The sequence below is a fragment of the Actinoplanes sp. NPDC049802 genome (genome assembly GCF_040656595.1).
Taxonomy (GTDB): Bacteria; Actinomycetota; Actinomycetes; order Mycobacteriales; family Micromonosporaceae; genus Actinoplanes.
In genome coordinates, this window is sequence record NZ_JBFAMR010000101.1 from 1 (window position 1) to 22,480 (window position 22,480).

General features: G+C 73.5%; 22 protein-coding genes. 6 read left to right on the forward strand and 16 right to left on the reverse strand.

Annotation, left to right across the window (positions count from 1 at the left end):
• Window positions 1-419: 419 nt before the first annotated feature.
• The 3 genes from AB0I88_RS37390 to AB0I88_RS37400 all read left to right on the forward strand — a co-directional run bounded on the left by AB0I88_RS37390 (window position 420) and on the right by AB0I88_RS37400 (window position 2,760).
• Complete coding sequence (locus AB0I88_RS37390) at window positions 420-1,172, forward strand: SAM-dependent methyltransferase (protein WP_361036205.1); 753 nt, start codon at window positions 420-422, stop codon at window positions 1,170-1,172.
• A 143-nt stretch (window positions 1,173-1,315) separates the two neighbouring features.
• On the forward strand, window positions 1,316-2,053 hold the full coding sequence (locus AB0I88_RS37395) for a hypothetical protein (protein ID WP_361036208.1): 738 nt from the start codon (window positions 1,316-1,318) through the stop codon (window positions 2,051-2,053).
• Window positions 2,054-2,109: 56 nt separating this feature from the next.
• On the forward strand, window positions 2,110-2,760 hold the full coding sequence (locus AB0I88_RS37400; protein ID WP_361036211.1) for a GNAT family N-acetyltransferase: 651 nt from the start codon (window positions 2,110-2,112) through the stop codon (window positions 2,758-2,760).
• 18 nt (window positions 2,761-2,778) lie between these two features.
• On the opposite strand, the gene AB0I88_RS37405 is transcribed toward AB0I88_RS37400, so the two are convergent.
• The 11 genes from AB0I88_RS37405 to AB0I88_RS37455 all read right to left on the reverse strand — a co-directional run bounded on the left by AB0I88_RS37405 (window position 2,779) and on the right by AB0I88_RS37455 (window position 14,928).
• Window positions 2,779-3,330, reverse strand: coding sequence for a GNAT family N-acetyltransferase (locus tag AB0I88_RS37405; RefSeq protein ID WP_361036214.1), 552 nt, complete (start codon window positions 3,328-3,330; stop codon window positions 2,779-2,781).
• Window positions 3,331-3,338: 8 nt separating this feature from the next.
• Window positions 3,339-4,325, reverse strand: coding sequence for a DNA topoisomerase IB (locus AB0I88_RS37410; protein ID WP_361036217.1), 987 nt, complete (start codon window positions 4,323-4,325; stop codon window positions 3,339-3,341).
• A complete protein-coding gene (locus AB0I88_RS37415) occupies window positions 4,306-5,235 on the reverse strand; it encodes a glycosyltransferase family 9 protein (RefSeq protein WP_361036220.1) in 930 nt (309 codons plus the stop codon). Before AB0I88_RS37415 ends, AB0I88_RS37410 begins: the two co-directional genes overlap by 20 nt.
• Window positions 5,232-5,912, reverse strand: coding sequence for an SDR family oxidoreductase (locus tag AB0I88_RS37420; RefSeq protein ID WP_361036223.1), 681 nt, complete (start codon window positions 5,910-5,912; stop codon window positions 5,232-5,234). The genes AB0I88_RS37415 and AB0I88_RS37420 overlap by 4 nt, the downstream gene beginning before the upstream one ends.
• A gap of 3 nt (window positions 5,913-5,915) precedes the next feature.
• Window positions 5,916-7,319, reverse strand: a complete 1,404-nt coding sequence (locus tag AB0I88_RS37425) for a PfkB family carbohydrate kinase (RefSeq protein ID WP_361036226.1) — start codon at window positions 7,317-7,319, stop codon at window positions 5,916-5,918.
• Between the two features lie 56 nt (window positions 7,320-7,375).
• On the reverse strand, window positions 7,376-8,029 hold the full coding sequence (locus AB0I88_RS37430) for an SIS domain-containing protein (protein ID WP_361036229.1): 654 nt from the start codon (window positions 8,027-8,029) through the stop codon (window positions 7,376-7,378).
• A gap of 52 nt (window positions 8,030-8,081) precedes the next feature.
• Window positions 8,082-9,284 (reverse strand): glycosyltransferase, encoded by a 1,203-nt coding sequence (locus AB0I88_RS37435; protein ID WP_361036232.1) that lies wholly within the window; start codon window positions 9,282-9,284, stop codon window positions 8,082-8,084.
• Window positions 9,269-10,189, reverse strand: a complete 921-nt coding sequence (locus AB0I88_RS37440) for a glycosyltransferase (protein WP_361036235.1) — start codon at window positions 10,187-10,189, stop codon at window positions 9,269-9,271. The genes AB0I88_RS37435 and AB0I88_RS37440 overlap by 16 nt, the downstream gene beginning before the upstream one ends.
• 334 nt (window positions 10,190-10,523) lie before the next feature.
• A complete protein-coding gene (locus AB0I88_RS37445) occupies window positions 10,524-12,101 on the reverse strand; it encodes an HAD-IIIA family hydrolase (protein WP_361036238.1) in 1,578 nt (525 codons plus the stop codon).
• On the reverse strand, window positions 12,098-13,297 hold the full coding sequence (locus tag AB0I88_RS37450) for a glycosyltransferase (protein WP_361036241.1): 1,200 nt from the start codon (window positions 13,295-13,297) through the stop codon (window positions 12,098-12,100). The genes AB0I88_RS37445 and AB0I88_RS37450 overlap by 4 nt, the downstream gene beginning before the upstream one ends.
• Window positions 13,294-14,928 carry a carbamoyltransferase C-terminal domain-containing protein gene (locus tag AB0I88_RS37455; RefSeq protein WP_361036244.1) on the reverse strand — a complete coding sequence of 545 codons (1,635 nt, stop codon included), beginning with the start codon at window positions 14,926-14,928 and terminating at the stop codon, window positions 13,294-13,296. The genes AB0I88_RS37450 and AB0I88_RS37455 overlap by 4 nt, the downstream gene beginning before the upstream one ends.
• Window positions 14,929-15,077: 149 nt before the next feature.
• On the opposite strand from AB0I88_RS37455, the gene AB0I88_RS37460 reads away from it, so the two are divergent.
• Window positions 15,078-16,484 (forward strand): aldehyde dehydrogenase family protein, encoded by a 1,407-nt coding sequence (locus tag AB0I88_RS37460; RefSeq protein WP_361036247.1) that lies wholly within the window; start codon window positions 15,078-15,080, stop codon window positions 16,482-16,484.
• Between the two features lie 84 nt (window positions 16,485-16,568).
• On the opposite strand, the gene AB0I88_RS37465 is transcribed toward AB0I88_RS37460, so the two are convergent.
• The 4 genes from AB0I88_RS37465 to AB0I88_RS37480 all read right to left on the reverse strand — a co-directional run bounded on the left by AB0I88_RS37465 (window position 16,569) and on the right by AB0I88_RS37480 (window position 19,316).
• Window positions 16,569-17,393, reverse strand: a complete 825-nt coding sequence (locus AB0I88_RS37465) for a glycosyltransferase (protein ID WP_361036250.1) — start codon at window positions 17,391-17,393, stop codon at window positions 16,569-16,571.
• 79 nt (window positions 17,394-17,472) lie between these two features.
• Window positions 17,473-18,057: a DUF3618 domain-containing protein gene (locus AB0I88_RS37470; RefSeq protein WP_361036253.1), complete on the reverse strand. Its 585-nt coding sequence runs from the start codon at window positions 18,055-18,057 to the stop codon at window positions 17,473-17,475.
• Window positions 18,033-18,422 carry a phage holin family protein gene (locus AB0I88_RS37475; RefSeq protein ID WP_361036256.1) on the reverse strand — a complete coding sequence of 130 codons (390 nt, stop codon included), beginning with the start codon at window positions 18,420-18,422 and terminating at the stop codon, window positions 18,033-18,035. Before AB0I88_RS37475 ends, AB0I88_RS37470 begins: the two co-directional genes overlap by 25 nt.
• A 174-nt stretch (window positions 18,423-18,596) precedes the next feature.
• Window positions 18,597-19,316 carry a hypothetical protein gene (locus AB0I88_RS37480; RefSeq protein ID WP_361036259.1) on the reverse strand — a complete coding sequence of 240 codons (720 nt, stop codon included), beginning with the start codon at window positions 19,314-19,316 and terminating at the stop codon, window positions 18,597-18,599.
• Between the two features lie 179 nt (window positions 19,317-19,495).
• On the opposite strand from AB0I88_RS37480, the gene folP reads away from it, so the two are divergent.
• Entirely contained in the window at window positions 19,496-20,362 is an 867-nt protein-coding gene (folP, locus tag AB0I88_RS37485; RefSeq protein ID WP_361036262.1) for a dihydropteroate synthase, read from the forward strand.
• Between the two features lies 1 nt (window position 20,363).
• Here the strand turns inward: folP and AB0I88_RS37490 are convergent, their stop codons facing one another.
• A complete protein-coding gene (locus AB0I88_RS37490; protein WP_361036265.1) occupies window positions 20,364-20,924 on the reverse strand; it encodes a TetR/AcrR family transcriptional regulator in 561 nt (186 codons plus the stop codon).
• Between the two features lie 70 nt (window positions 20,925-20,994).
• Here AB0I88_RS37490 and AB0I88_RS37495 point away from each other — a divergent pair, with 70 nt between their 5' ends.
• Window positions 20,995-22,389, forward strand: a complete 1,395-nt coding sequence (locus tag AB0I88_RS37495; RefSeq protein WP_361036269.1) for an MFS transporter — start codon at window positions 20,995-20,997, stop codon at window positions 22,387-22,389.
• The last annotated feature ends 91 nt before the right edge of the window (window positions 22,390-22,480 follow it).

Below are 22,480 nucleotides of genomic sequence, written 5' to 3' on the forward strand. Positions count from 1 at the left end.
GTGAGACATGCGGCTCGCCTCCCCTCGGGGTCGGTGGGTCGGGTGCGGTCTGAGCTGGGAAATCCCCCGGATTCATCCGTGGGGATGGCGTTAAGCCGAAGGTTCTATCAGAATCGAAAGCCGTTTCTGGTACGCGCGAAACCGTCACCAGCGACCAGGACCGCCCCGCCGGCTCGGCGCGGCCACCTGCCACACCGGCCCGCGGCGCGGCCGCCGGGCTGAGATCGGCTCGCGGGCAGCGTCACGGAACGGTGTGCGGATCCCACCGCGGAACGGACCGTGACCGTGACTGCGGCCAGAGCCCCGATGTGCTCCCACCTGCGGGGACTGACCGTGACTGCGGCCGGCTCCGGCGAAACGGGATGCGTGCCCACCGGCGGGGCGGGCAGACTGCGGTTCGGCCTGGTGGGGAGCGCGTCGTGCGTACGTTTGAGGAATTGGTCTCTGAAGGTTCTGCCGCGGACGTCACCGGCTGGGGTTTCGGCTGGCTGGACGGTCGAGCCCGCGAACAGCGGCCGCCGTGGGGATATGCGCGGCTGCTCGCGGACCGCCTCGCCGGAGTCGCTTCGGCGCTGGATGTGGACACCGGCGGCGGGGAGATCATCGGCGGGATGCCGGTGCTGCCGCCGCGGATGGCCGTCACCGAGGGGTGGCCGCCGAACGCCGAACGCGCCCGCCGACTGCTGGCGCCGCGTGGCGTGACCGTCGCCGAGGTGCCGCCGGGTGAGCCGCTGCCGTTCGAGGACGGTGCGTTCGAGCTGGTCAGCAGCCGCCATCCGGTTCGGCCGGACTGGCCGGAGATCGCCCGGGTGCTGACGCCGGGTGGCGGCTATCTGGCGCAGCATGTCGGCCCGGCGTCGGCGTTCGAGCTGATCGAGTGGTTTCTCGGGCCGCTGCCGAGGACGAGCCTCGCCCGTGATCCGCAGACCGAGGCGGCGGCGGCGAAGGCGGCCGGGCTGGAGATCGTGGACTTGCGGACGGCCCGCTGCCGGATGGAGTTCCTCGACATCGGCGCGGTCGTCTGGATCCTGCGCAAGTGCGTGTGGTGGGTGCCCGGTTTCACCGTCGAGGAGTACCGCGAGCCGTTGTGGAGGCTGGACGCGCACATCCGTGAGCACGGCGCTTTCGTCGCCCACTCGGCGCGGACGCTGATCGACGCCCGGCGCGGCTGACGTCGTGGCGACCATGGACATGACATCGCCTCCTGGAGGGCCGGGACGAGACGGCCTGGTCGTCCCTGGGCTGCCCGGCCAGCCGGCCGCCCGGACCGGCAGGCACGCCGCCGGGTATGGCCCGGTGTTCCTACGCTGGCGGGATGCGGCTGACGGAGATGAGCGACGCCGGCTACCGGACCTCGATCAGCGTGCTGCGGCGGCCCGGCGGGGGTATCCGCTGGGTGCTGATCCCGACGATCCACATGGGGCATCCGGACTACTACTGGGCGATCTGGCAGCGGTTGCGCTCATGCCAGGCGGTCGTCGCCGAACAGTACGACGGGCCCAGCTCGACCGGGCTCGCCTACGTCACCGCGATGCGCTGGACACGGCAGCGGGCGGGGCGGGATCTGGTGCATCAGGACATCGACTACGGCGCTCTGGGCGTGCCGGTCGTCTTCCCGGACGCGCACCTGGGGCCGGAGGTGCAGCCGGACCGTCGCATGCCGCGGGAGGCGTGGCCGGACCTGATCGTGATGACGCCGATCCTGGCGGTGCGGATGGCGCTGGCCGGATCCGACTTCGTCGACGGGTTGTCGGCGCTGGATCTCACCGACGAGAGCCGCCCACGGTTCGCCGACGAGGACCTCAACCGCATCATCCTGACCGAACGCGACGGCCTGCTGCTCGGTGTGATCCGGGAGATCGACGGCGAGTTCGCGGCGGAGGACATGGAGGTCGCCGTCGTCTTCGGCGCTCTGCACATCCCGGCCGTGGTGCGGGAGCTGCGAAGACTCGGCCATCAGGCGCTGCCGGAGACCCGGTGGCTCACCGCGATCGATTTCGAGGAACCTCCCTACCTGCGAAGACCGAGCTTGGACGAGTGGATGGACTGGTAGCGGGCGCCGCTGAACGCCGCCGGGGCATCGGCCCGTCTTAATGATCTACTGGTGGGGTGAGTGATCTGCGTGAGACAGCTGTCCGGTGGCAGCGCGGCTGGGCGGTCGCCCGGTCGCTTCCCGCGGCGGAGGAGGTCGAGGGTGGACTGCGGTCGTTCTGCCGGCAGCCGAGCCGCGACGTCGAATACGTGGCCCTCGACACGGATCCGGCCACGCTGGGTGCGCTGGCCCGGCGGGTCGAGGCGGAGCGGGCGGTCACCTGGCTGACCGTTCCGACCGGTGACGCGGCCGGGACCGGGGCGGCGCTGGAGGCGGCCGGGCTGGTGCTGTTGCGCGGGTCCGAGGCGATGATGGCGATCGACCTGCGGGAGCATCCGGGACGGGAGCCGTCGGCCGGATACCGGGTGGAGACGGTCCGGGCGGGCGGGGTGGTGACGGCGACGGTGTTCCACGAGTCGGGTGAGGTGGCCGCGCGCGGCACGGTCGGGTTGTCCGGCACGGACGCGGTCGCCGACCGTATCGAGACGGTCGTCGCCCATCGGCGGCGCGGTCTGGCCGGTGTCGTGATGGGCGCGCTCGTGGCCGAGTCGGTGGCGGCCGGCGCCCGCCACGGCCTGCTGATCGCCAGCGCGGACGGGCAGCGCTTCTATCCGACGCTGGGGTGGCGGACGGTCGCGCACGTGCTGATCGCCACCACCCCGGGCTGACCGCGCGTGCACGTCCGGTCATCCGGCCGCGGGGCCGCGGAGTTCCCGGAGGTCGAGGGCGTAGAGGAGTTCGTCGTAGCGGGCGTCGCCGACGGCCACGAAGCGGTCGAGGCGCCCGTACTGGTGGAAGCCCATCTTCTTGCAGAGGGCCGCCGCCCGGGTGTTGTCGGCGCGCAGGTCGAGGGTGAGGACCTCGATCCGGTGGCGGAGGGCGGCCGCGATCAGGGTGGTGAGCAGGGTGCGGCCCAGTCCGGTGCCCTGCCGGTCCGGGTCGACGGCGAGTCTCTCCAGGTCGGCGTGGGGCCGGTGGGTCGGCCGGTGGTGGCGGCGCCAGTAGCCGAACCCGGCCGCCTTCTGCCCCGCGAACGCCACGGCGAGGGCGACGTCACCGGCCGGGACGGCGGCGATCAGGGCCGCCAGCAGGGCCTCCACCTCGGCGGGCGGCGGTGGGCCGGTCCAGCCGAGGGCGGCGCCGTCGGCGACCAGGGCGCGCAGCAGCGCCACCACGCCGGCGGTCTCCGCGGTGGTGAGCCCGTCGGATCCGATCAGCCGCACTTCCCAGTCGCTCACCCCAGCAGTCAAGCAGAGTCGTCGGTGAGCAGGTCGAGGACTTCGGCCTCGGTCTCCTTCGCGTCGGGGTCGATGACCTCGCCCTGCTCGTAGGATTCGATGACCCGGGGGTCGACGTAGGAGTTGCGGGCCACCGTCGGGGTGTTGCCGAGCAGGCCGGCCACCTCCTTCATGGCCTTCGAGACGGCCTTCCTGCGTTTCGTGGCGGTCGGCTGCGGGCCCTCTTCGGCCAGGGCGGCGGCCGCCTGTACGGTGCCGTGCCAGGTGCGGAAGTCCTTGGCGGTCATCTGTTCGCCGCTGATCTCGCGCAGGTAGTCGTTGACGGTGTCGGCGCGGATCTCCTGCCAGCGGCGGCGGCCGGCGTCCCAGTAGGCGAACAGCCGCTGTTCGCCGCGGCGGCGCCGTCTCAGGTCGCGCAGCACCGCGCACACCTCGCCGTCGCCGACGGTGGCCCCGTGTTCGACGCCGGACTTGCCGCGGAACTCCAGCAGCACACAGCCGCCCTTGGTGCGCACGTGCGAGGGCCGCAACGTGGACAGCCCGTACGACGGGTCCTCCTCGCGGGCGGCCGACTCCTCGCCGCCGACCCGGAACATGCCCATGTCGAGCAGGCTGACGATGGCGGCCAGCACCCGCTCCCGGTTCAGGCCGCGTCCGGTGAGGTCGGCGCGGAGACGGTCGCGGACCTCGGGCAGCCGGGCGCCCACCTCGAGGGCGTGGTCGAACTTGACCCGGTCCTGTTGTTCCCGCCACGCCGGGTGGTAGAGGTACTGCTTGCGCCCGGCCGCGTCGGTCCCGGTGGCCTGGATGTGGCCGCGCGGGTCCGGGCTGATCCACACCTGCCGCCACGCGGGCGGGATGACCAGGGCTTTCACGCGTTCGACGGTTTCCGGGTCGCGCAGTGGCTCGCCGGTGGTGTCCAGGTAGGTGAAGCCCTTCCCAGAGCGGCGCCGGGACAGGCCGGGTTCACGCGGGTCAGCGCGCCGCAGCCGCATTCCGCACCTCGTCGGCGGCGGTGAGGACCTCGTCGGCGGTGATGGCGAGCAGGGCGGGGTGGACCGGTCCGGGCAGGTCGCCGCGTTCGCTGGTGGTGCCGTGCCAGATCGGGCGGTGGTAGGGGCGGTCCGGCGGCGGTCCCCAGCGTGCCGGGGAGACCGGGCCGAACAGGGTCACGGAGGGGGTGCGGTAGGCGGTGGCGAGGTGGGCGACGCCGGTGTCGCCGCTGATCACCAGCCGGGCGGACGCGACCAGGGCGGCCAGTTCGCCGAGGCCGGTGCGGGGAACCGCCTCTTGCGGGAGACCGGCCAGCTCGCTCACCCGTACACACAGGTCTCGCTCGGCAGCGGAACCGGTGATCAGCGGGTGGTGGCCCGCCGCGCGCAACCGTCGTGCGACGGCCGCGTAGCGCTCCGGAGGCCAGCGCCGGGCCGGGGATTTGGCGCCGGGATGCAGGATGGTCACCCCGGCAGGCACGTCCGCCTCCGGCGGCTCAAGATCAAGATCTTCTTCCGAGCACGGTACGCCGTAGTAGCGCACCAGCCGGCACCAGCGCCGGACCTCGTGCTCGTCGTCGTGCCAGCCCGGCCCGTCCTGATGCCCGGCCGGAGCGCTGGCGAACGCCCACAGCGCACCCGGCCGCAACGCCGTCAGCCGGTGATGCGACTCCGGGCCGGAACCGTGCAGGTTGACCGCGATCCGGGGCATCGCGGGGGCGCCGTCCAGGGGTTCCAGCTCGCGGGCCGGGACGATCCGGTCGATGCCGCCGATCGTGACGATCAGCGGGGTCAGCCAGGCGGGGGCGGCCAGGGCGAGGGTCTCGCCGGCGAAGGCGGCGCGGAGCCCGCGCAGGGCGGGCACCGCGGTCGCCAGATCTCCCACGCCGAGGGCGCGCAGGACGAGGATCACGGGTACGAGCTCTCCGTCTCCGCCGCCACGACGAGCTCCCGGACCGCACAGCCGGCCGGCTGGCTGAGCGCGAACAGGACCGCGGCGGCCACGTGGGCCGGATCGTTGAGGATCGCGTCCGGGCTCGGCTTGTACCGGTCGTCGCGTTCGTCGAAGAACCTCGTCCGCATGCCGCCGGGGATCAGCAGTGTCACGTTGACCTGTCCGGCGAGTTCGGCGGCCAGCGCGCGGGTGAAGCCGACGACCCCGAACTTGGCGGCGCAGTACGCGGTGGCGTCCGAGACGGCCTTGACCCCGAGGGTGGACGAGATCGTCACGACACCGCCGTGCGACCGCTTGAGTTCGGGCAGCGCGGCACGGATCACCGCCGCGGTGGCGAGCAGGTCGACGGCGACGATTCGGTCCCAGGTCTCGCCGGGTACGTCGCCGAGAGCGCCCGGCACGTCCATGCCGGCCGCGGTGACCACGCCGTCGATACCACCGCCGGCGCGTTCGATCAGCTCACGGGTGGCCCGTTCGGCGGCGCGGGTGTCGGCCAGGTCGCACTCGATCCACTCGACGCCGTCCTTCGGTGGCTGCCGGTCGATGACGTACGGGCGGCCGCCCGCCTTGACGACGGCGTCGACGACCGCCGCGCCCAGTCCACTGGATCCTCCGGTGACGATGACCGCTTCCATGCGCTACCTCCTGCGTGCTTCGGCGATGGTTTTCGTGGTGGAACGGCCGTCCAGGTACGGGACGATCACGGTCTGCCCGCCCCAGCGCTGGACGATCTCGGTCTCCGGCAACGTGTCGTAGTCGCCGCCCTTCACCCAGATGTCGGGGCGCAGCCAGGCCAGCACCGGTTCGGGGGTCGGCTCGTCGAAGACGACGACGGCGTCGACGCAGTCCAGCGCGGCGAGCAGGCGGCCGCGGTCGTCCTGGCCGGTCAGCGGACGGTTCTCGCCCTTCAGGCCGCGGACCGAGGCGTCGCTGTTGAGACAGACGATCAGGCAGTCGCCCAGCGCCCGGGCCGCCCGCAAGGTGGCCAGGTGGCCGGTGTGCAGCAGATCGAAGCAGCCGCCGGTGGCGACCACCGTGCCGCCGCGGGCGCGGACCTCGGCGGCGAGGCGGCCGGCGTCGTCCGCGCCGATCCGGTCCGGTCCGCCGCCGTGGTCCGGTTCGTGCAGAGCCCTCGCGGTGTCCACGTGCCCGGCCACATAGCCCGACGCGGCGGCGACCGCGGCGCCCACCGCCTCCGAGACCAGCGCTCCTTCGGCGAGGGCCACCGCGGCGGCCGCGGCGAAGGCGTCCCCGGCACCACAGGTGTCCCCGCCCGAGGACGCCGGCACCGGAATCACCAGTGGCGTCGGACTGCCCTGGCAGAGCACCGCGCCGTCGGCGCCGCGGGTCACCACTACCGCGCCGGCCTGCCAGCGCTGCCGCAGCGCGTGCCCGGCCCGCTGCGCGGTCGCCAGACCCGAACCGTTCCCGGCGTCACCCGACAGCCGCCGGGCCTCGGCCTCGTTCGGGGTCACGAGACGGCAGTTCGGCACCGGTGGTGGACCGTTCGGATGCGGATCCCACACCACCGGGGCCTTCGACTGCTCGACGGCGGACCGCAGCGCCGGATGCCGGGCCACCCCCCGGCCGTAGTCGCTGACCAGGATCGCCCCGGCGTCGCGCAGCACGTCCAGCACGGCCTCGGGGGCGTCGCCGGGCGGCTGCGGGGCGCCACCGCGGTCCAGGCGCAGCAGCACCTGGCCGCCGGCGCGCAGCCGGATCTTCTCGGGAGTGCTTCCGGGCAGCTCGAGGGCGTACACCTGAATGCCGGCGGCCGTGAGCAGCTCGCTCAGCCGGGCCCCGGCGGCGTCCGCGGCCAGCGCCGTGACCAGCACCACCTCGTGCCCGCGCCGGGCGGCGAGCAGAGCCGCCAGGCCGGCGCCGCCGGGCCGCTCCTCGGCCCGCTCCTCGTCCAGGACGGGGGCGGGGGCGTCCGGGGCGATCCGGGTGACGGTGCCGTGGACGTCCCGGTCGAGCAGGGTGTCACCGACGATCACCAGCTTGCCGCGGCCGTGCTCCGGCGCCGTCACGGGTTCGCTCATGTCGCCGCCTCCGCTCCGGCGCTGCCACGAGTGCGAACCTGAGCTGACCGATTCGCTCATCTGCCGACCATCTCCTCCAGCTCGTCGCGGTCCACGGCGAAAGGGATGACGCGGTCTCCGCCGATCGGGGCACAGTGGCCGGATTCGAAGGGGAGCAGGTACCGGTCCACGTACTCGCACATCACATGCACCGAGACCAGGTGCAGCTCCTGCACCACCTGGCTGTCCGGCGACGGGCAGCACAGCGCCTCGTGACAGAGTTCGGCGAGCGGGTTCGGCGGCTCCCCGACCATCGCCCAGGTGCGCATGCCGATCTCCTCGGCGGCGCGGACCGCGTTCACCAGGTTCGGGCTGCGGCCGCTGGTGGACAGCACGATGAGGATGTCGTCACGGCGGCCGTGCGCGCGGACCTGGCGGGCGAACACCTCCTCGAAGCCGTAGTCGTTGCCGATCGCGGTGACCGCCGACGAGTCCGGGGTGAGGGCGATCGCGGACAGCGGCATACGGTCCTCGCGCAGCTTGCCGACCAGCTCGGCGGCCAGATGCTGGGCCTCGGCGGCGCTGCCTCCGTTACCGGCGGTCAACAGCCGCCCACCGCCGGCGAGGTGGCCGGCCAGGGCGGCTCCCCAGCGGGCGAGACGCCCGGCCTGTTCCCGGTACGGCAGCAGCGCCTGGACGAGCCCGGTCAGATGAACATCGATGGGGTTCACGCGGAGCTTCCTTTCGGCTTCGGCAGGGCCGTGCGAGGGCGGGGGAGCTCGATCATGCGACGGCCTCCAGGTCCGCGACGGTGCTGTACACAGCGGTCAGGCGCTCGGCGACGCGCGGCCACGAGTAGGAGGCGGCGGCCCGGTCGGCGGCGGCTGCCGCGTAGCCGTACCGGCGCACCTCGTTCCCGGCGAGCCGGCGCAGCGCGTCGGCCAGGGCGCGCGGGTTGCGGGGCGGCACCAGATCGCCGGTGACACCGTCGACGACGGTGTCGGTGAGCCCGCCGACCGCGGTGGCGACCACCGGCACGCCGCAGGCCATCGCCTCGAGCGGGGTGAGACCGAACGGCTCGTACCAGGGGGTGGCGGCGAGCACGTCGGCGGACCGGTACCAGGCGGGCATCTCGTGTGCCGGTACCGCGCCGGCCAGCCGGACCCGGTCCGCGACCCGGCAGTGCGCGGCGAGGGCCCGGAGGCGGCGGGCGTACGGCTCGGAGTCGAGTTCGGCGGCCGGCGGCCCACCGACCACGACGAGTTCGGCGCCGGGCACGGCCGGCATGGCGCGGATGGTGTCCTCGATGCCCTTGCGCTCGACCAGGCGGGCCACCGTGAGGATCCGGGCCAGCCCGGGCGTACGCCGGACGGCCGGCCCCCGGGCACAGAACCGTTCGGTGTTGACCCCCGACGGCACCAGCGACATCTTGGACCGTGGCACGCCGAGCCGCAGCAACTCCTCCACCTCGTCACGGCACTGCGCGATCACCCGGTCGGCGGCCCGGCCGATGTGCCGTTCGTAGCCGATCCGCTTGGGCGGGCTGGTGTCGGCCGCCCCCTGGTGGCGGCGTTTGACCGTGCCGAGGGCGTGGAAGGTCTGCACCACCGGCACCCCGAGGGCGTGCCCGGCGTCGAGGGCGGCGAGCCCGCTCATCCAGAAGTGGGCGTGTGCCACGTCCGGCATCCACTCGTCGTGCCAGTCCGCCGCCATCCACTCCGCGAACGCCCCCATGTACGGCAGCAGCTCGTCCTTCGGCAGCACCCCGGCCGGCCCGGCCGGCACGTGGACGACGTCGACCCGCTCCCCCATCGGCACGACGGCCGGCAGATCCGGATTGTCCCGGCGGGTGTAGACGCGTACCTCGTGGCCGTTCCCGGCGAGGGCGGCGGCGAGTTCGGCGACGTGCGAGTTCTGCCCGCCCGCGTCGACGCCGCCGAGCGCCGCGAGCGGGCTGGCGTGTTCGGAGATCATCGCGATCCGCATGTTTCCTCCTCCAGCAGTCGGTCCCAGTCGGCGAGGAAGCGGTCGAGCCCGTACCTGGCGAGAGCGACCTGACGGGCCCGGGCGCCGAGACGGGCCGCCTCGTCCGGTTCGTCGAGCAGCCGGCGGGCGGCCTCGACGAGGGTGTCGGCCCGGGTGGCGAGCACGCCGGCGTCCGGTGGAACGGCGGCGATCGCCTCGGTGGTGGCCAGCGCCAGCACCGGCATGCCCATCTGCATGGCCTCGATGAGGCTCAGGCCCAGTGACGTCCACCGGCACAGGTGCAGGTAGGCGCGGCGGCGGGCGACCTCGGCGTGCATCAGGTGCTGGGGCGGGTCCTCGAAGGCGGTGACTCCCCGCAGGCCGCCGACGCCCATGCCGAAGACGTCCAGCGGGGCCACGGCGGCGAACCGCGGGTACAGGTCGGTGCCGGTGACCCGGCCACGGCGTACCGGCTCGTTGGTGACGATCGCCAGCCGGTCCAGCTCGCCGGTCCAGCGGGCGGCCGGCTCGACGATGCCGTGCTCGATGACGGTGGTCCGGGTGCCGCCGCAATCCCAGAACAGGTCGTTGAAGTCGGTGACGTGCGCGATGATCAGATCGTCGCGGTCGGCGAGCGGGTGCCGGGTGTTCGGCACGTCGCCCTTGGGGGTGTTGTGCTCCACGTAGATCACCGGAACGTGCGGCGGGATCAGGTCGAGCTCGCCGGGACGCTGGGCGATCGCCACGTCCACGTCGCGGATCTCGTTGAGCGGCAGTTCCTCGACGGTCTCCGGCCAGTCGAAGGTGCGGGCCCGGCCGCGGCCCCACTCGTCGCGGGCCGGGTTGACCGGCACCAGATACCGGTGCTTGCCCTGGACGAACGAGGTCGTCCAGGAGCCGTGCACGTGCCAGAGCAGGATGTTCACCGAATACCTCCGTGGATGCCCAGCCCTTCAGTGCCGGGAGGAAGCGGATTCCCTGCGGGGCAGGGCAGGTAGCGCCGGTTCGCCGTCAAGGCGAATCCGGCGTACGCAGGGGCCACTGTTGCGCAAGCGAACATCTGTGCTGCTTTCTTCGCGCCCGAGCCGGCCAGGCCGGGCCTACCGCCGGGCCGGCGGGAAGTGACGTCTGTAGAGATCGCGTCAGACCGATGGGCGACCCCAAGGACGCCCCTCGCCGTTGACTCGGGTCGGCTGGGTCGTTGATGCAGAAAGCTCCATCCGCGAGGGTGGAATCCCCCTGCTTCAGCTGAGGGAGAAGTCAAGCGGCCACCTCGTCGTGTTCGGGGTCGGGTTCGGCGATGCCGAGGCGGCGGACCGCCGTCAGCACGTCGTGCGGTTCGATGCCGGTCAGGCACGGATGGCCGGGGACCGGGCACCGGGTGGCCCGGGTGTCCCGGCAGGGCGCGGCGGCGTCGCCGAGACGGACGGCGGGCACCCGGTAGGGGCCCCAGCGCCCGTAGGGAACGGTCGGCGCGTACAGGCTGATCACCGGGGTGCCGACCGCCGCCGCCAGGTGGGCCGGCCCGGTGTTGGCGACGATCAGGCAGTCGGCGCCGGAGATCAGGGCGGCCAGCTCGGCCAGCGGCATCGGCCCGGGATCCGCCCCGTCGTCGCCGGCCACGTAGGCCGCCAGGTGCCGCTCCCCCGGCCCGCCGGTCACCACGACCCGGTGTCCCTGCCCGGCCAGGGCGGCCACGATGGCGCGCATGTTCTCCGGCGGGCACGACCGGGCCTCGCAGCTCGCGCCCGGATGCACCACCAGATAGCCGCCGCGCGGGCGCCGCGGAACGGTCACCCGGAGCCGCCCGTCGTCTCCCTCCGGGAGGGCGAAACCCGCGGCTGCCGCGACGCTGCGGGCACGTTCCGGTTCCGGCAGTTCATCGGGTACGCGGTGCCGAACGTCCAGAAGCGAACCCGGGTAGTCCTCGCTGATCGCGGTGATCCGGTCGACGCCGGCCATCCGCAGCAGCAGTGCCAGCGGCAGCGCCGACTGATGGAACGAGGTGAACACGACGGCCTCGCCGGCGCCGGTCGCCCGCAGCCGTTCGGTCAGCGCCCGCACGTCGGCCGGCTCGACCGGCCCCGGACGCGGGTCGATCCACGGCAGCCGCCACTCGACGATCTCGTCCACACCGGGCAGAAGCTCGGCGGCTTCCCGGCCGCGCGGGCCGCAGAGCAGCACCACCCGGTCGGCGCCGGCCGCCAGGGCACGGATCGCCGGCCCGGTGACCAGCACGTCCCCGGCCGAGTCGGACCGTACCGCCAGAACCGTGCCGGCCTTCCCCGGCCGGGGCGCCGCTCGGAGCAGCCGGTGCCGGTCGAGGATCAGATCGGCGGCCCCGGCCAGGTCGGCGGCACCGTACGGGGCGGCCGCGATCTCGGCGTTCAGGGTGACCCCGGTCGGCACCAGGATCCCGGCGGCCCCGGCGGCCAGCGCCGCCTCGACGTCGCGCCCGATGTCGCCGACCAGCACGCACCGCTCCGGGGTGGTGCCGAGCGCGGTGGCGGCGGCCAGGACCAGGCCGGGGGCCGGTTTGCGGCAGGGGCAGCCGGCGGTGTCGTCGTGCGGGCACACCTGCCAGGTGTCGAACGGGCCGAGCAGCTCCTCGACCCGCGCGTTGACGGCGGCCAGCTGGTCGGCGGTGAACCGGCCGCGGGCCACGCCGGACTGGTTGGTGACCACGCCGAGTCGCAGCCCGGCGGCCCGCAACCGGTCGAGAGCGGCCTTGGCGCCGGGCATCGGCCGTACCTTGAAGGGGTCTCCGTTGTAGGGCACGTCGACGACGAGCGTGCCGTCCCGGTCGAACAACACCGCGTCGTAGAGCGGCGCGTTCATCGCGTGCTCCGCGCGGCGTGCCCGCCCGGCGTGGCGCCAGCACCCCGCGCCGTCCTCTTCGACCGCGCCGATCCGGCGCTCCGGGAGGCCGGGCCCGCGGGCGACGCGGAGGCGGCACCGTCCACAGGCGCGGCGCTGTGCGCGGACCCGGCACCGTGCGCAGACCCGGCACCGTGCGCAGACCCGGCACCGTGCGCGGACCCGGACGGCGCGTCCGGGGCGGGGGTGGGGCGCAGTGGCTTGGCGCCGCGCCAGCGGAAGTGACCGCGCAGCCAGTGAGCGACCGCCACCGGGGGGATGACGGCGCTGGTCAGCAGCATGGCGGTGACCTCGGCGCGATCGCGGGGGCCGGGCACGATCCGGGCGGCCGCGAATTCGGCGGTCCCGGCCGCCCAGCCCGCGGCGGCCACGGCGGCGGCCACCGACCAGGTCCGGTTCCCGGTGGCCAGGCGCAGCGCGGCACAGCCCACCGCGGCGGCCAGGCAGGCGGTGACCGTGGCATGCCGGCGGCGGCGGCCGGGTGGCACGCCGAGCACGGCACGCCAGCGTGGCCCGTAGAGCCGCCGCAGGAGAGCGTCGTCGGTGTTGCCGCGCTGCGCGCGTACGCTGATCCACCGGTTTTCCGGACGGACCGGATGAGTGACCCGGCGACGGCCGCGGCGCAGCTCGAAGCCCGCCCGCCGAACCCGGTGAGCGAGTTCGGCGTCCTCGCGGAAGGCGCGCGGCAGCCGTTCGTCGAAGCCGCCGGCCCGCTCCAGCGCGACGCGGCGGTAGGCCATGTCCGCGGTGATCCACTCGCCGTGGGCGAGGCCGGCGGTGACCCGCTCCCAGTCGGTGGGCGGCCGGTCCGGTGGCAGCGGCACCCGGACCACGCCCTGCACCCCGCCGACCGCCGGGGTGGCCGAGCGCAGGTCCTCGGTGAGGCGTTCGATCCAGTCCGGGTCGGGCAGCACGTCGTCGTCGAGGAACGCCACCCACTCGCCGGACGCGGCCCGCCAGCCGGTGTTGCGGGCCGCGGCGGGACCGGCGGCCCGGCCGGGGATCACCCGGGCCGGGATGTCGAGTGGGGTACGCCGGTCCGCCCGGTCGTCGACGATCAGCAGTTCCACGTCCGGTGGCGGCGGGCCGAGCGCGGCCAGCAGCGCGCCGAGGCTGACCCGTCCCACGGTGGGTACGACGATGCTGGCGAACGTCACTCCACACTCCGGTAGGTCTGGGCGCGGTGCACCGCGAACGGGCCGAGGGCGAGCAGGTCCACCGGCGCGGACCCGAACAGTTCGAGCGCCTCGCGCGGGGTGTCGACCATCGGGCGGCCGGCGGTGTTGAGCGACGTGTTGACGACCACCGGTAGTCCGGTCAGCCGTTCGAACTCCGCCAGCATCGACGACACGGCCGGCTCGTCGTCGACATGGACGGTCTGCACACGTGCGGTGCCGTCCACATGGGTGACCGCCGGGATGCGGTCCCTCCATTCGGGTTTCACCCGGTGCACGAACAGCATGTACGGACTCGGGTAGACGCCTTCGAAGATGTCGTGGAACCGTTCGGCGCGGACCATCGGGGCGATCGGCCGGAACTGTTCGCGGCCCTTCACGTCGTTCATCCGGGTCTGGGTGTCGCGGTCGCCGGGGTGGGCGAGCAGCGACCGGTGGCCGAGGGCGCGCGGACCGTATTCGCTGCGGCCCTGGTACCAGGCGACGATGCCGTTGCGGGCGAGCACCCCGGCGGCCTCGGCCGCGATCGAGGCGGGCCGGGTGTACGGCACGGCGGCCCGGCGCAGCTCGGCCTCCAGTTCGTCGTCGCTCCAGCCGCGGCCGAGGGCGGCCGTGGTGAACGGCAGGTGTTCGCCGTTGACGGCCAGCGCCGCGCCGAGGGCGGTGCCGGCGTCGCCGGCGGCCGGTTGCACCCACACCCGCTGGAACGGGCCTTCGGCGGCGATCCGCGCGTTGGCCACGCAGTTGAGCGCGGTGCCGCCGGCCATGGTGAGGGTGGTGAGCCCGCCGCTCGCCTCGTACGTCCACCGGGCCAGGTCGAGCAGCACCTCCTCGAGGCGTTTCTGCACGCTGGCGGCGAGGTCGGCGTGCGCCTCGGTCATCTCGCCGTCGGCGGCACGGGCCTTGGCGAGGGCGTCCCAGTCGATGCGCTCGACGGTGAATCCGCCGTCGCCGGTGGCCCGCACCAGGTCGCGGAGCAGGCCGAGATACTTCGGCTGCCCGTACGAGGCGAGCGCCATCACCTTGTACTCGTCGCTGGAGTGCAGGAAGCCGAGGTGCCGGGTGAGGTCTTCGTAGAGCAGGCCGAGCGAGTGCGGCAGTTCCTGGCCGCGCAGCACGTCGAGCCGTCCGCCGCGGTACGTCCCGGCCAGGTGGCTGGCCCACTCGCCGCGCCCGTCGAGCACCAGGACGGCACTGTCCTCTTCGACGCTGAGCCCGGCGGAGGCGGCGTGCGCGACGTGGTGCGGCACGAACCGCACCTGCTCCGGGTCGAGGCCGGGCAGCGCGGTCGCCAGGAACTGCGGGGCCCGCCGGGCGTAGTCGGCGCGCAGGTGGTCCCACGGGTCGGCGAGGCCCAGTTCGGCGGCGTCCCGGCAGAGGCCGGGGTCGAAGGAGTAGGCGACCGCGTCCAGTTCGCCGGGCCGGAGCCCGGCCTTCTCCAGGCACCAGGCGGCGGACAGTTCCGGCAGCTCCCAGGCGGAGAACGGCACCGGCCGTTTGCCGTGTTTGCGGCGGCTGAACCGCTCCTCCTCGGCGGCGGCCACCACGCGCCCGTCCACGATCACGGCCGCCGATGGATCATGAAAGATCGCGTTGATCCCGAGAACACGCATGGCGGGCGGCATACCCCGGGATCTCTCACTTATTCGTATGATCATCAACTTCCCCCGGAAGCCTGGTATCCCCGTTTTCCAGCACTTACTCCGGGTTTGTTTGCCGTAAGTCACGTTTTCATTCGATGCAGTGTGGGCAGACTGCCCCCATGCATGAGGTGGAACAGCTCATCGGCGGCAGGTGGGCGCCGGGCACCGGCGGACGCGCTCTGACCATCACCGACCCACGCGACGGACACCCGGTCACCCGCGTGCCGGTCGCCTCCGAGGCCGACGTCGCCGCCGCCGTCCGGGCCGCCCGCGACGCCGCCCCGGAGTGGGCCCGCACCGCCCCGGCCGCCCGGGCCGCCGCCGCGCACTCCGCCGCGAACGCGATCGAGGCGGCAGCCGGCGAACTCGCCGAGATCATGGCGAGCGAGATGGGCAAACCGGTCGACGGCGCCCGCGACTCGATCCTGGCCGGGGTGGGGACGCTGCGCCAGTACGCCGAACTCGGTCCCGTCCACCGCGGCCGCTCACTGGCCGGTGACGCCGGGGCGATCGACCTGATGGCCCACCGGCCGCGTGGCGTGGTCGCGGTGATCACCCCGTGGAACGACCCGGTCGCCGTCTCCTGCGGACTGCTCGGCGCCGCCCTGGTCACCGGCAACACGGTGGTGCACAAGCCGAGCGAGCGCACCCCGGCCACCGGCTGGCGGCTGGCCCGGCTGATCGCCCCGCACCTGCCCGAGGGCGTGCTGAACGTGGTGCACGGCGACGCCCCGGCCGGTGCCGCGCTGGCCGGCGGGGCCGTCGACCTGGTCGCCCACGTCGGCTCCACCGCCACCGGCCGGTCGATCGCCGCCGCCTGCGCCCGCACCGGCGCGAAGGCGCTGCTGGAGAACGGCGGCAGCGACCCCCTGATCGTGGACGCCGGCGTGGATCCGGTGTGGGCGGCCGGGCAGGCGGCGCTCGGCGCGTTCGCCAACTCGGGGCAGATCTGCGTCGCCGTCGAGCGGATCTACGTGCACCGGGAGGTGGCCGGGGCGTTCGTCGAGGCGCTCGCCGACGAGGCGGACGACTGGGGCAAGCGGATCGGCCCGCTGGTCGACCGGCGGCTGCGCGACATCGTGCATCAGCAGGTGCGGGCCGCCGTCCGGGACGGGGCCACCCTGGTCCGCGGCGGGACCATCCCGGACGCGCCGGGCGCCTGGTACCCACCGACCGTGCTGACCGGCTGCGCCGACGACATGCCGGTGATGCGCGAGGAGACCTTCGGGCCGGTCGCGCCGGTGCTGGTGGTGGACTCCTTCGACGAGGCTCTCGACAGGGCCGCCGACTCCCCGTACGGGCTGGCCGCCACCGTGCTGACCCCGAGCATGAGCAACGCCCAGTGCGCCTGGCGGGAGCTGCCGGCCGGCACTATCAAGATCAACGCGGTGTTCGGCGGCGCGCCCGGCGGCGCCGCGCATCCGCGCCGCGGCAGCGGCCAGGGTTTCGGGTACGGCCCCGAACTCCTCGACGAGATGACCGTGACCGCCGTGGCCCACCTGGAGGCCCCGCCCACCGGCTGGTGACCGAGACCGGCGAGCCGTGTCGCCCGGCCAGTCCACACGGGAGCCTCGTCGGTGTGACGGCCGGCGACTCGGGCTGCCGGGCCTCTATCGTGATCCGGCGTACGCGGCCTCGACCTCCGGAGGCAGCCGGCGACGGTGGCGCAGCACCCACGGCAGGGACCGGACGACCTCCCACACCGCGGGCGGTGACTCCCGCAACGTGGACAGAGCGGTCCGGGCCACGACCGCGGGCGGCCGGCGCAGCACGGCGGTGAGCAGCCGGTTGCGGGCCTCGATGCGCCGCCGGGCGGAGACGTCCCGGCCGGCCGGCAGCGGGAAGTGCCGGACCACCAGCGACGGCTCGTAGCAGAGCCACCAGCCGGCCGCGGCCAGGTCCATGGCGAGCAACTCCTCCTCGCCGTAGACGAACAGGCGCGGCTCGAAGCCGCCGACCCGCAGGAACGCCTCCCGGCGCACCACCACGGCACACGACAGGAAACCGAGCACGGACGGGCCGGGCGCGCCGGGCGGGGTGCCGATCGGGGCGGCGGCCTGCGCCTCGGAGACCGGATCGAGCCGTGCCTCCGGGCCGATCAGGACCGTGGCGGTGAGCAGGCCGAGCCGAGGGTGGGCGTCGAACACCGCGGCCGCGCGGGCCAGCGAGCCCCCGGTCCAGTACGAGTCGTCGTCGGCGAACGCCACGTAGGGCGTCTTCGCCCGGCGTACCCCCTCGTTGCGGGCCGCGGCGCCGCGGTTCTCGCCGAGCCGGACCACCTCGACCGCCGGAAACGCGTCGTTGATCGCGTCCGGGCCGCCGTCGGTGGAGGCGTTGTCGACGAGGATGACCGGGGCCCGGTGCTCGGGCAGCGTCTCGAAGAGGCGGTCGCGCCGGTTGCGGGTGGCGACCACCACGGTGACCCGGTCGTTCACCGGCCGATCAGTTTCCTGCTCATGGTGCTGCCGATTCCCGTAACGGGAGGGGACAAACACCGTCGCCCCCTCCCACCGGTCACGAGGTGGCCGCGTGCCGTACGTCCCGTGCGTCGGACCTGGCCGTGTCGCCGGTGGCACGTGCCGCGTCCGCAGCGGTCTCGCGCACCTCGCCGGCGGCGTGCCGGACGGTGCCGCCCAGGTCGCCCTTGAGGTCGCCGGCCACGTCCTTCACCTTGTCGGTGAGGTCGCCGCCGTGCTCCTTGAGCTGCTGCCCGGCCCGGCGCTCGGCGTCGGTGACCGGCATCAGCGAGGCGGTGAGCATGCCGACGCCGAAGGCGATGATGCCGGCGGCGAGCGGGTTGCCCTGGGTCTGCCGGGCGACGGCCCGCGGCGTCTCCCGGACCTTCCCGGCGGCGGCGTTCGCCTTCTCGCCGGCGGTGGACGACAACTCGGACGCCTTGTCGCCGATGCGGTGTGCCTGTTCCCGGGCCGTGTGCCCGGTGTCCTCGGTGGTGCCCATGACCTTCTCCTTCACCGCGGTCCAGCGCCGTTTGGCGGCCTGTCGTGGACTCGTCTTCTCGGCCAGCAGGTCGACGTCCCGGCTCAGCGTGGCCCGCGTCGTCTCGATCTCCTGCTTCAGCCGGTCGGGTTCTTCAGCCATCGGGCGTCCTCCTTCAGCGTCTCGGTGGTGCGGTGCGGCACCGGGTCCACGGTCTTGAGCTTCTTGCGCCCGGTGCTGTAGAGCACCGCACCGACCGCCGCCCAGACGATCGCGACGAGGAGCGCGGCCCAGCCGGCGTCCATGACCTCGGCGAGGCCGAAGACCAGCGCGAAGCTGAGCAGCACCACGGACAGGTAGCCGGCGAACGCGGCGCCGCCGAGCATCCCGCCGGCCTTGCCCGCCTTGACGGCCTCCTGCCGGATCTCCGCCTTGGCGAGCGCGACCTCCTGCCGGAACAACTGGGAGAGGTCGTCGCTGATGTTGCCGATGATCTCGCCGATCGAGGTCTGCGACGGGGTCGTCATGACTGTGCCTCCTGGGTCATGCCCGCCCGGCCCTCGCGTGCGAGGCCGTCGTCGGCTGCGGCCGGGTGCCGCTCGGTGCAGTTGGTCATGACTGTGCCTCCTGGGTCATGCCCGCCCGGCCCTCGCGTGCGAGGCCGTCGTCGGCTGCGGCCGGGTGCCGCTCGGTGCAGTTGGTCATGACCGGTACCCCGGTTCGTCGTCGACCACGGCCGGCGTTCCGGTGCCGGTGGCGGTGTACTGGGTGGTGGCGGGGGTGACGTAGCCGGAGCCGGTGGCCGCCGGAACGTAGGCGACGGTCTCCTGCTCCTCGTCCGGGTAGCTCACGTAGGTGTCGTCGGCCGGTTTGCCGGCGCCACCGCCGGAGTCGGCCTTGACGACGCCCTTGCCGAGCCGGCCCACCACGAAGCCGGCCGCCAGGGCGGTGGCCAGGAAGGCGCCGGGGCGGCGGCGGGCGAAGTCCTCGACCTCGCGCAGCACCCCGTCCGGGCCGTTGCGGTCGAGGTAGTCGGCGAACTGACGGCCGCCCTCGGCGACCCGGGCCACCACGGCGGCGGCCGGCGAGTCCTGCCGGGCGCCGCGCATCTCGTCGAGATGGTCGGCGGTCTCCCGGATGCTGCCGACGAGGCGGCTGTTCTGTGCGCGGGCCTGCTCGCCGAGCTTGCCGCGCACTTCCGACGCGACGGTGCGGGCCTGGTCGCGGGCCTCGGCGCCGACACGCCGGGCCTGGTGGCGGGCGGTGTCCTTGACGTCGCCGGCGGCCTGCCTGGCCTGCTCAGCGACATGCCGGGGCGGGGGTGTGGTGACCGGCGGCGTCATGTCGTACGCCGGTTGCGGGGGCACATCGACCGGGTATGCGGGATCCGGCACGCGCCCACCGGGCGAGACGTCACTCATGGGTTTCCTCCCGAGGGGATGAGGGTCGTGGTGCGCACGCCCTTCGACTACCCCTCCGATGCCCGTCGATTCCTCTCCGTTTGTGATGGATGACGCGAAGTTCCGGCCGGTAAAACCCATGATCATGGGTACGGCGTACCGGCGGGTACGTCCGGCCGGCTTTGTTAGGGTCGGCGACCGTGAGCGAACTCAGCGGTGCCCGGGTCATCGGCGGCCGGACCTACGACTTCTCCCGGCAGGTCGTGCTGATGGCGATCGTGAACCGGACGCCCGACTCGTTCCACGACAAGGGCCGGACGTTCGCGCTGGAGAGGGCGACCGAGGCGGTGCGGGCGGCGGCCGCGGACGGCGCCGACTGGATCGACATCGGCGGCGTCCCGTTCGCACCCGGCCCGGAGGTGACCGTCGCCGAGGAACTGGACCGGGTGCTGCCGGTCGTCGCGGCGGCCCGTGACCTGGCCGTCGTCTCGGTCGACACGTTCCGTCCCGAGGTGGCCGCCGAGGTGATCAAGGCGGGGGCCGGGGTCGTCAACGACACGTCCGGCCTGCGTGACCCGGCGATGTCCGACGCCGTGGTGGGCACGGACGCGCAGCTGGTGATCTGCCACAGCCTGGCCGCGCCACGCACCGAGCACCCCAGCCCACGGTACGGCGACGTCACCGCGGAGGTGGGCGCGTTCCTGCGGGAGAAGGTGGAGCTGGCGCTCTCCCGCGGGGTCCGCCCGGACCAGATCATCATCGACCCGGGTCACGACCTGAACAAGAACACCCACCACTCGCTGGAGCTGACCCGGCGGCTCGACGAGATCGCCGCGATCGGCTATCCGATGCTGGCGGCACTGAGCAACAAGGACTTCATCGGCGAGACTCTGGACCGGCCGCAGCGGGAGCGGCTGGCGGGCACGCTCGCGACGGTGGTCTTCTCGATCCTGCGGGGCGCCCGGATCATGCGGGTCCACGACGTACGCGCGAACCACGACGCGATCCGGATGACCGAGGCGATGCTGGGCTGGCGGCAGCCCGCCTACACCCGCCACAACATGTAGCTCAGCCTGTCTTCTCCTCGCCCTCCGGCAGGGTGGAGATGAGCTCGGCGGCCCACGGCAGCGGCTCCACCTGGCCGGGGCCGATCACCCGCATCACGCCGAGGACGGTGATCAGCATGCCCATGGCGAAGAAGTCGCGGGCCTCGTCGGCGGTGCAGCCGGTCAGCTCGCGGACCACCCCGTACTGGTTGCCGTAGCAGGCGCGGGCCGCGTCGCCGATGGCCGGGTCGGCGGCCGCCACGAATCCGTGCAGCAGCACCGCCAGCAGGTCCCGCTCGGCCAGCAGTTCCTTGTACGCCTTCCCGAGCCCAGCGAGGCTGGGCTCCACCTCGGCGGCGGCCCGCCACTTCTGCTCGATCCGCTCGCTGACGTGGCGCAGCGTGGCCAGGAACAGCTCCTGTTTCGAGCCGAAGATGCGGATCACGTAGGGCTGTGAGACACCGGCGAGGCGGGCCACCTGATCGGTGGTGGTGCCCGCGTAGCCGCCCTGCGCGAAGGCGGTCACGGCGGCGACCACCAGTTGTGCGTGGCGTTCCTGAGCAGTGAGACGAATCCGGGTCACGTTGACAGGTTATCAGTCGATGCTTACCGTGCTTAGTTATCAGTGGATAACAACTTTCAGGGGGAAGTTCGTGCCCACCGCCACCCTCGGCACCGCGCCAACGACCAAGACCCGCCCGCTCGGCCTGGTGATCGCCGCCGTCGGCATCCCCGCCTTCATGGGCGCGCTCGACAACCTCGTGGTCAGCACCGCCCTCCCGGTCATCCGCACCGAGCTCGGCGCCTCCATCTCCGACCTGCAGTGGTTCGTCAACGCGTACACGCTGCCGTTCGCCGCCTTCCTGCTCACCGCGGCCGCGCTCGGCGACCGCCTGGGCCGCCGCCGGATGTACCTGGCCGGCATCGCCCTGTTCACCCTGGCCTCGGCCGCCGCCGCCCTGTCCACCGAGCCGTGGCAGCTCACCGCCTCCCGCGCCGCACAGGGCATCGGCGGCGCGCTGATCGCGCCACTGTCCCTGACCCTGCTGGCCGCGGCCGTGCCCGACCGGATGCGCAACGCCGCGGTCGGCATCTGGGGCGGCATCACCGGACTCGGCGTCGCGCTCGGCCCGGTCATCGGCGGCGCGGTCGTCGACGGCCTCACCTGGAACTGGATCTTCTGGGTCAACGTGCCGATCGGCGCCGTCGCCCTGGTGCTGGCCGCCGTGGTGCTCGGCGAGTCCTACGGCGGCGCCCGCCGCCTCGACCCGTTCGGCCTGCTGCTGTCCGCCTCCGGCATGCTGCTGCTGATCTGGGGCGTCGTCGACGGCCCGGAACACGGATGGACCACCGGCCGGGCGCCGGTCATGCTGAGCGCGGGCGTCGCGCTGCTCACCGGGTTCCTCTTCTGGCAGAGCCGCAACCGTACGCCCATGCTCCCGCTGAGCCTGTTCAAGTCCCGCTCGTTCAGCCTGGTCAACGTCGTGACCCTGACCTTCTCGGCGGGCGCCTTCGGCTCGGTCTTCCTGCTCGCCCAGTACTTCCAGGTGGTCCAGGGCCTCACCCCGCTGGAGTCCGGCCTGCGCACGCTGCCGTGGACCGCCGCCCCGATGGTCGTCGCGCCGCTGGCCGGCATCTTCGGCGCCCGCCTCGGCATGCGCAACCTCATCGTCGCGGGCCAGATCCTCCTGGCCGCCGGCCTGCTGTGGGTCGGCCTGGCCACCACCACCGACGCCGGCTACACCCGGTTCATCGGCGCGTTCGTCCTGGCCGGGATCGGCATGGGCCTCACCTTCGCCCCGATCAGCACGGTCACCCTGGCCAGCGTCACCGAACAGCAGCGCGGCGTGGCCTCCGGCGCGAACAACACCATCCGCGAATTCGGTGTCGCGGCCGGCGTCGCCGCGCTCTCCTCCGTCTTCAGCAGCCACGGCGGCTTCGCGAGCCCGCAGGACTTCGTCGACGGCGTGGTCCCCGCGGTGCTCACCGGAGCCACGGTCCTCGCGGTCGGCGCGATCGTCGCGACCCGCCTGCCGAACCGGATTTAACGCCATCCCCACGGATGAATCCGGGGGATTTCCCAGCTCAGACCGCACCCGACCCACCGACCCCGAGGGGAGGCGAGCCGCATGTCTCACG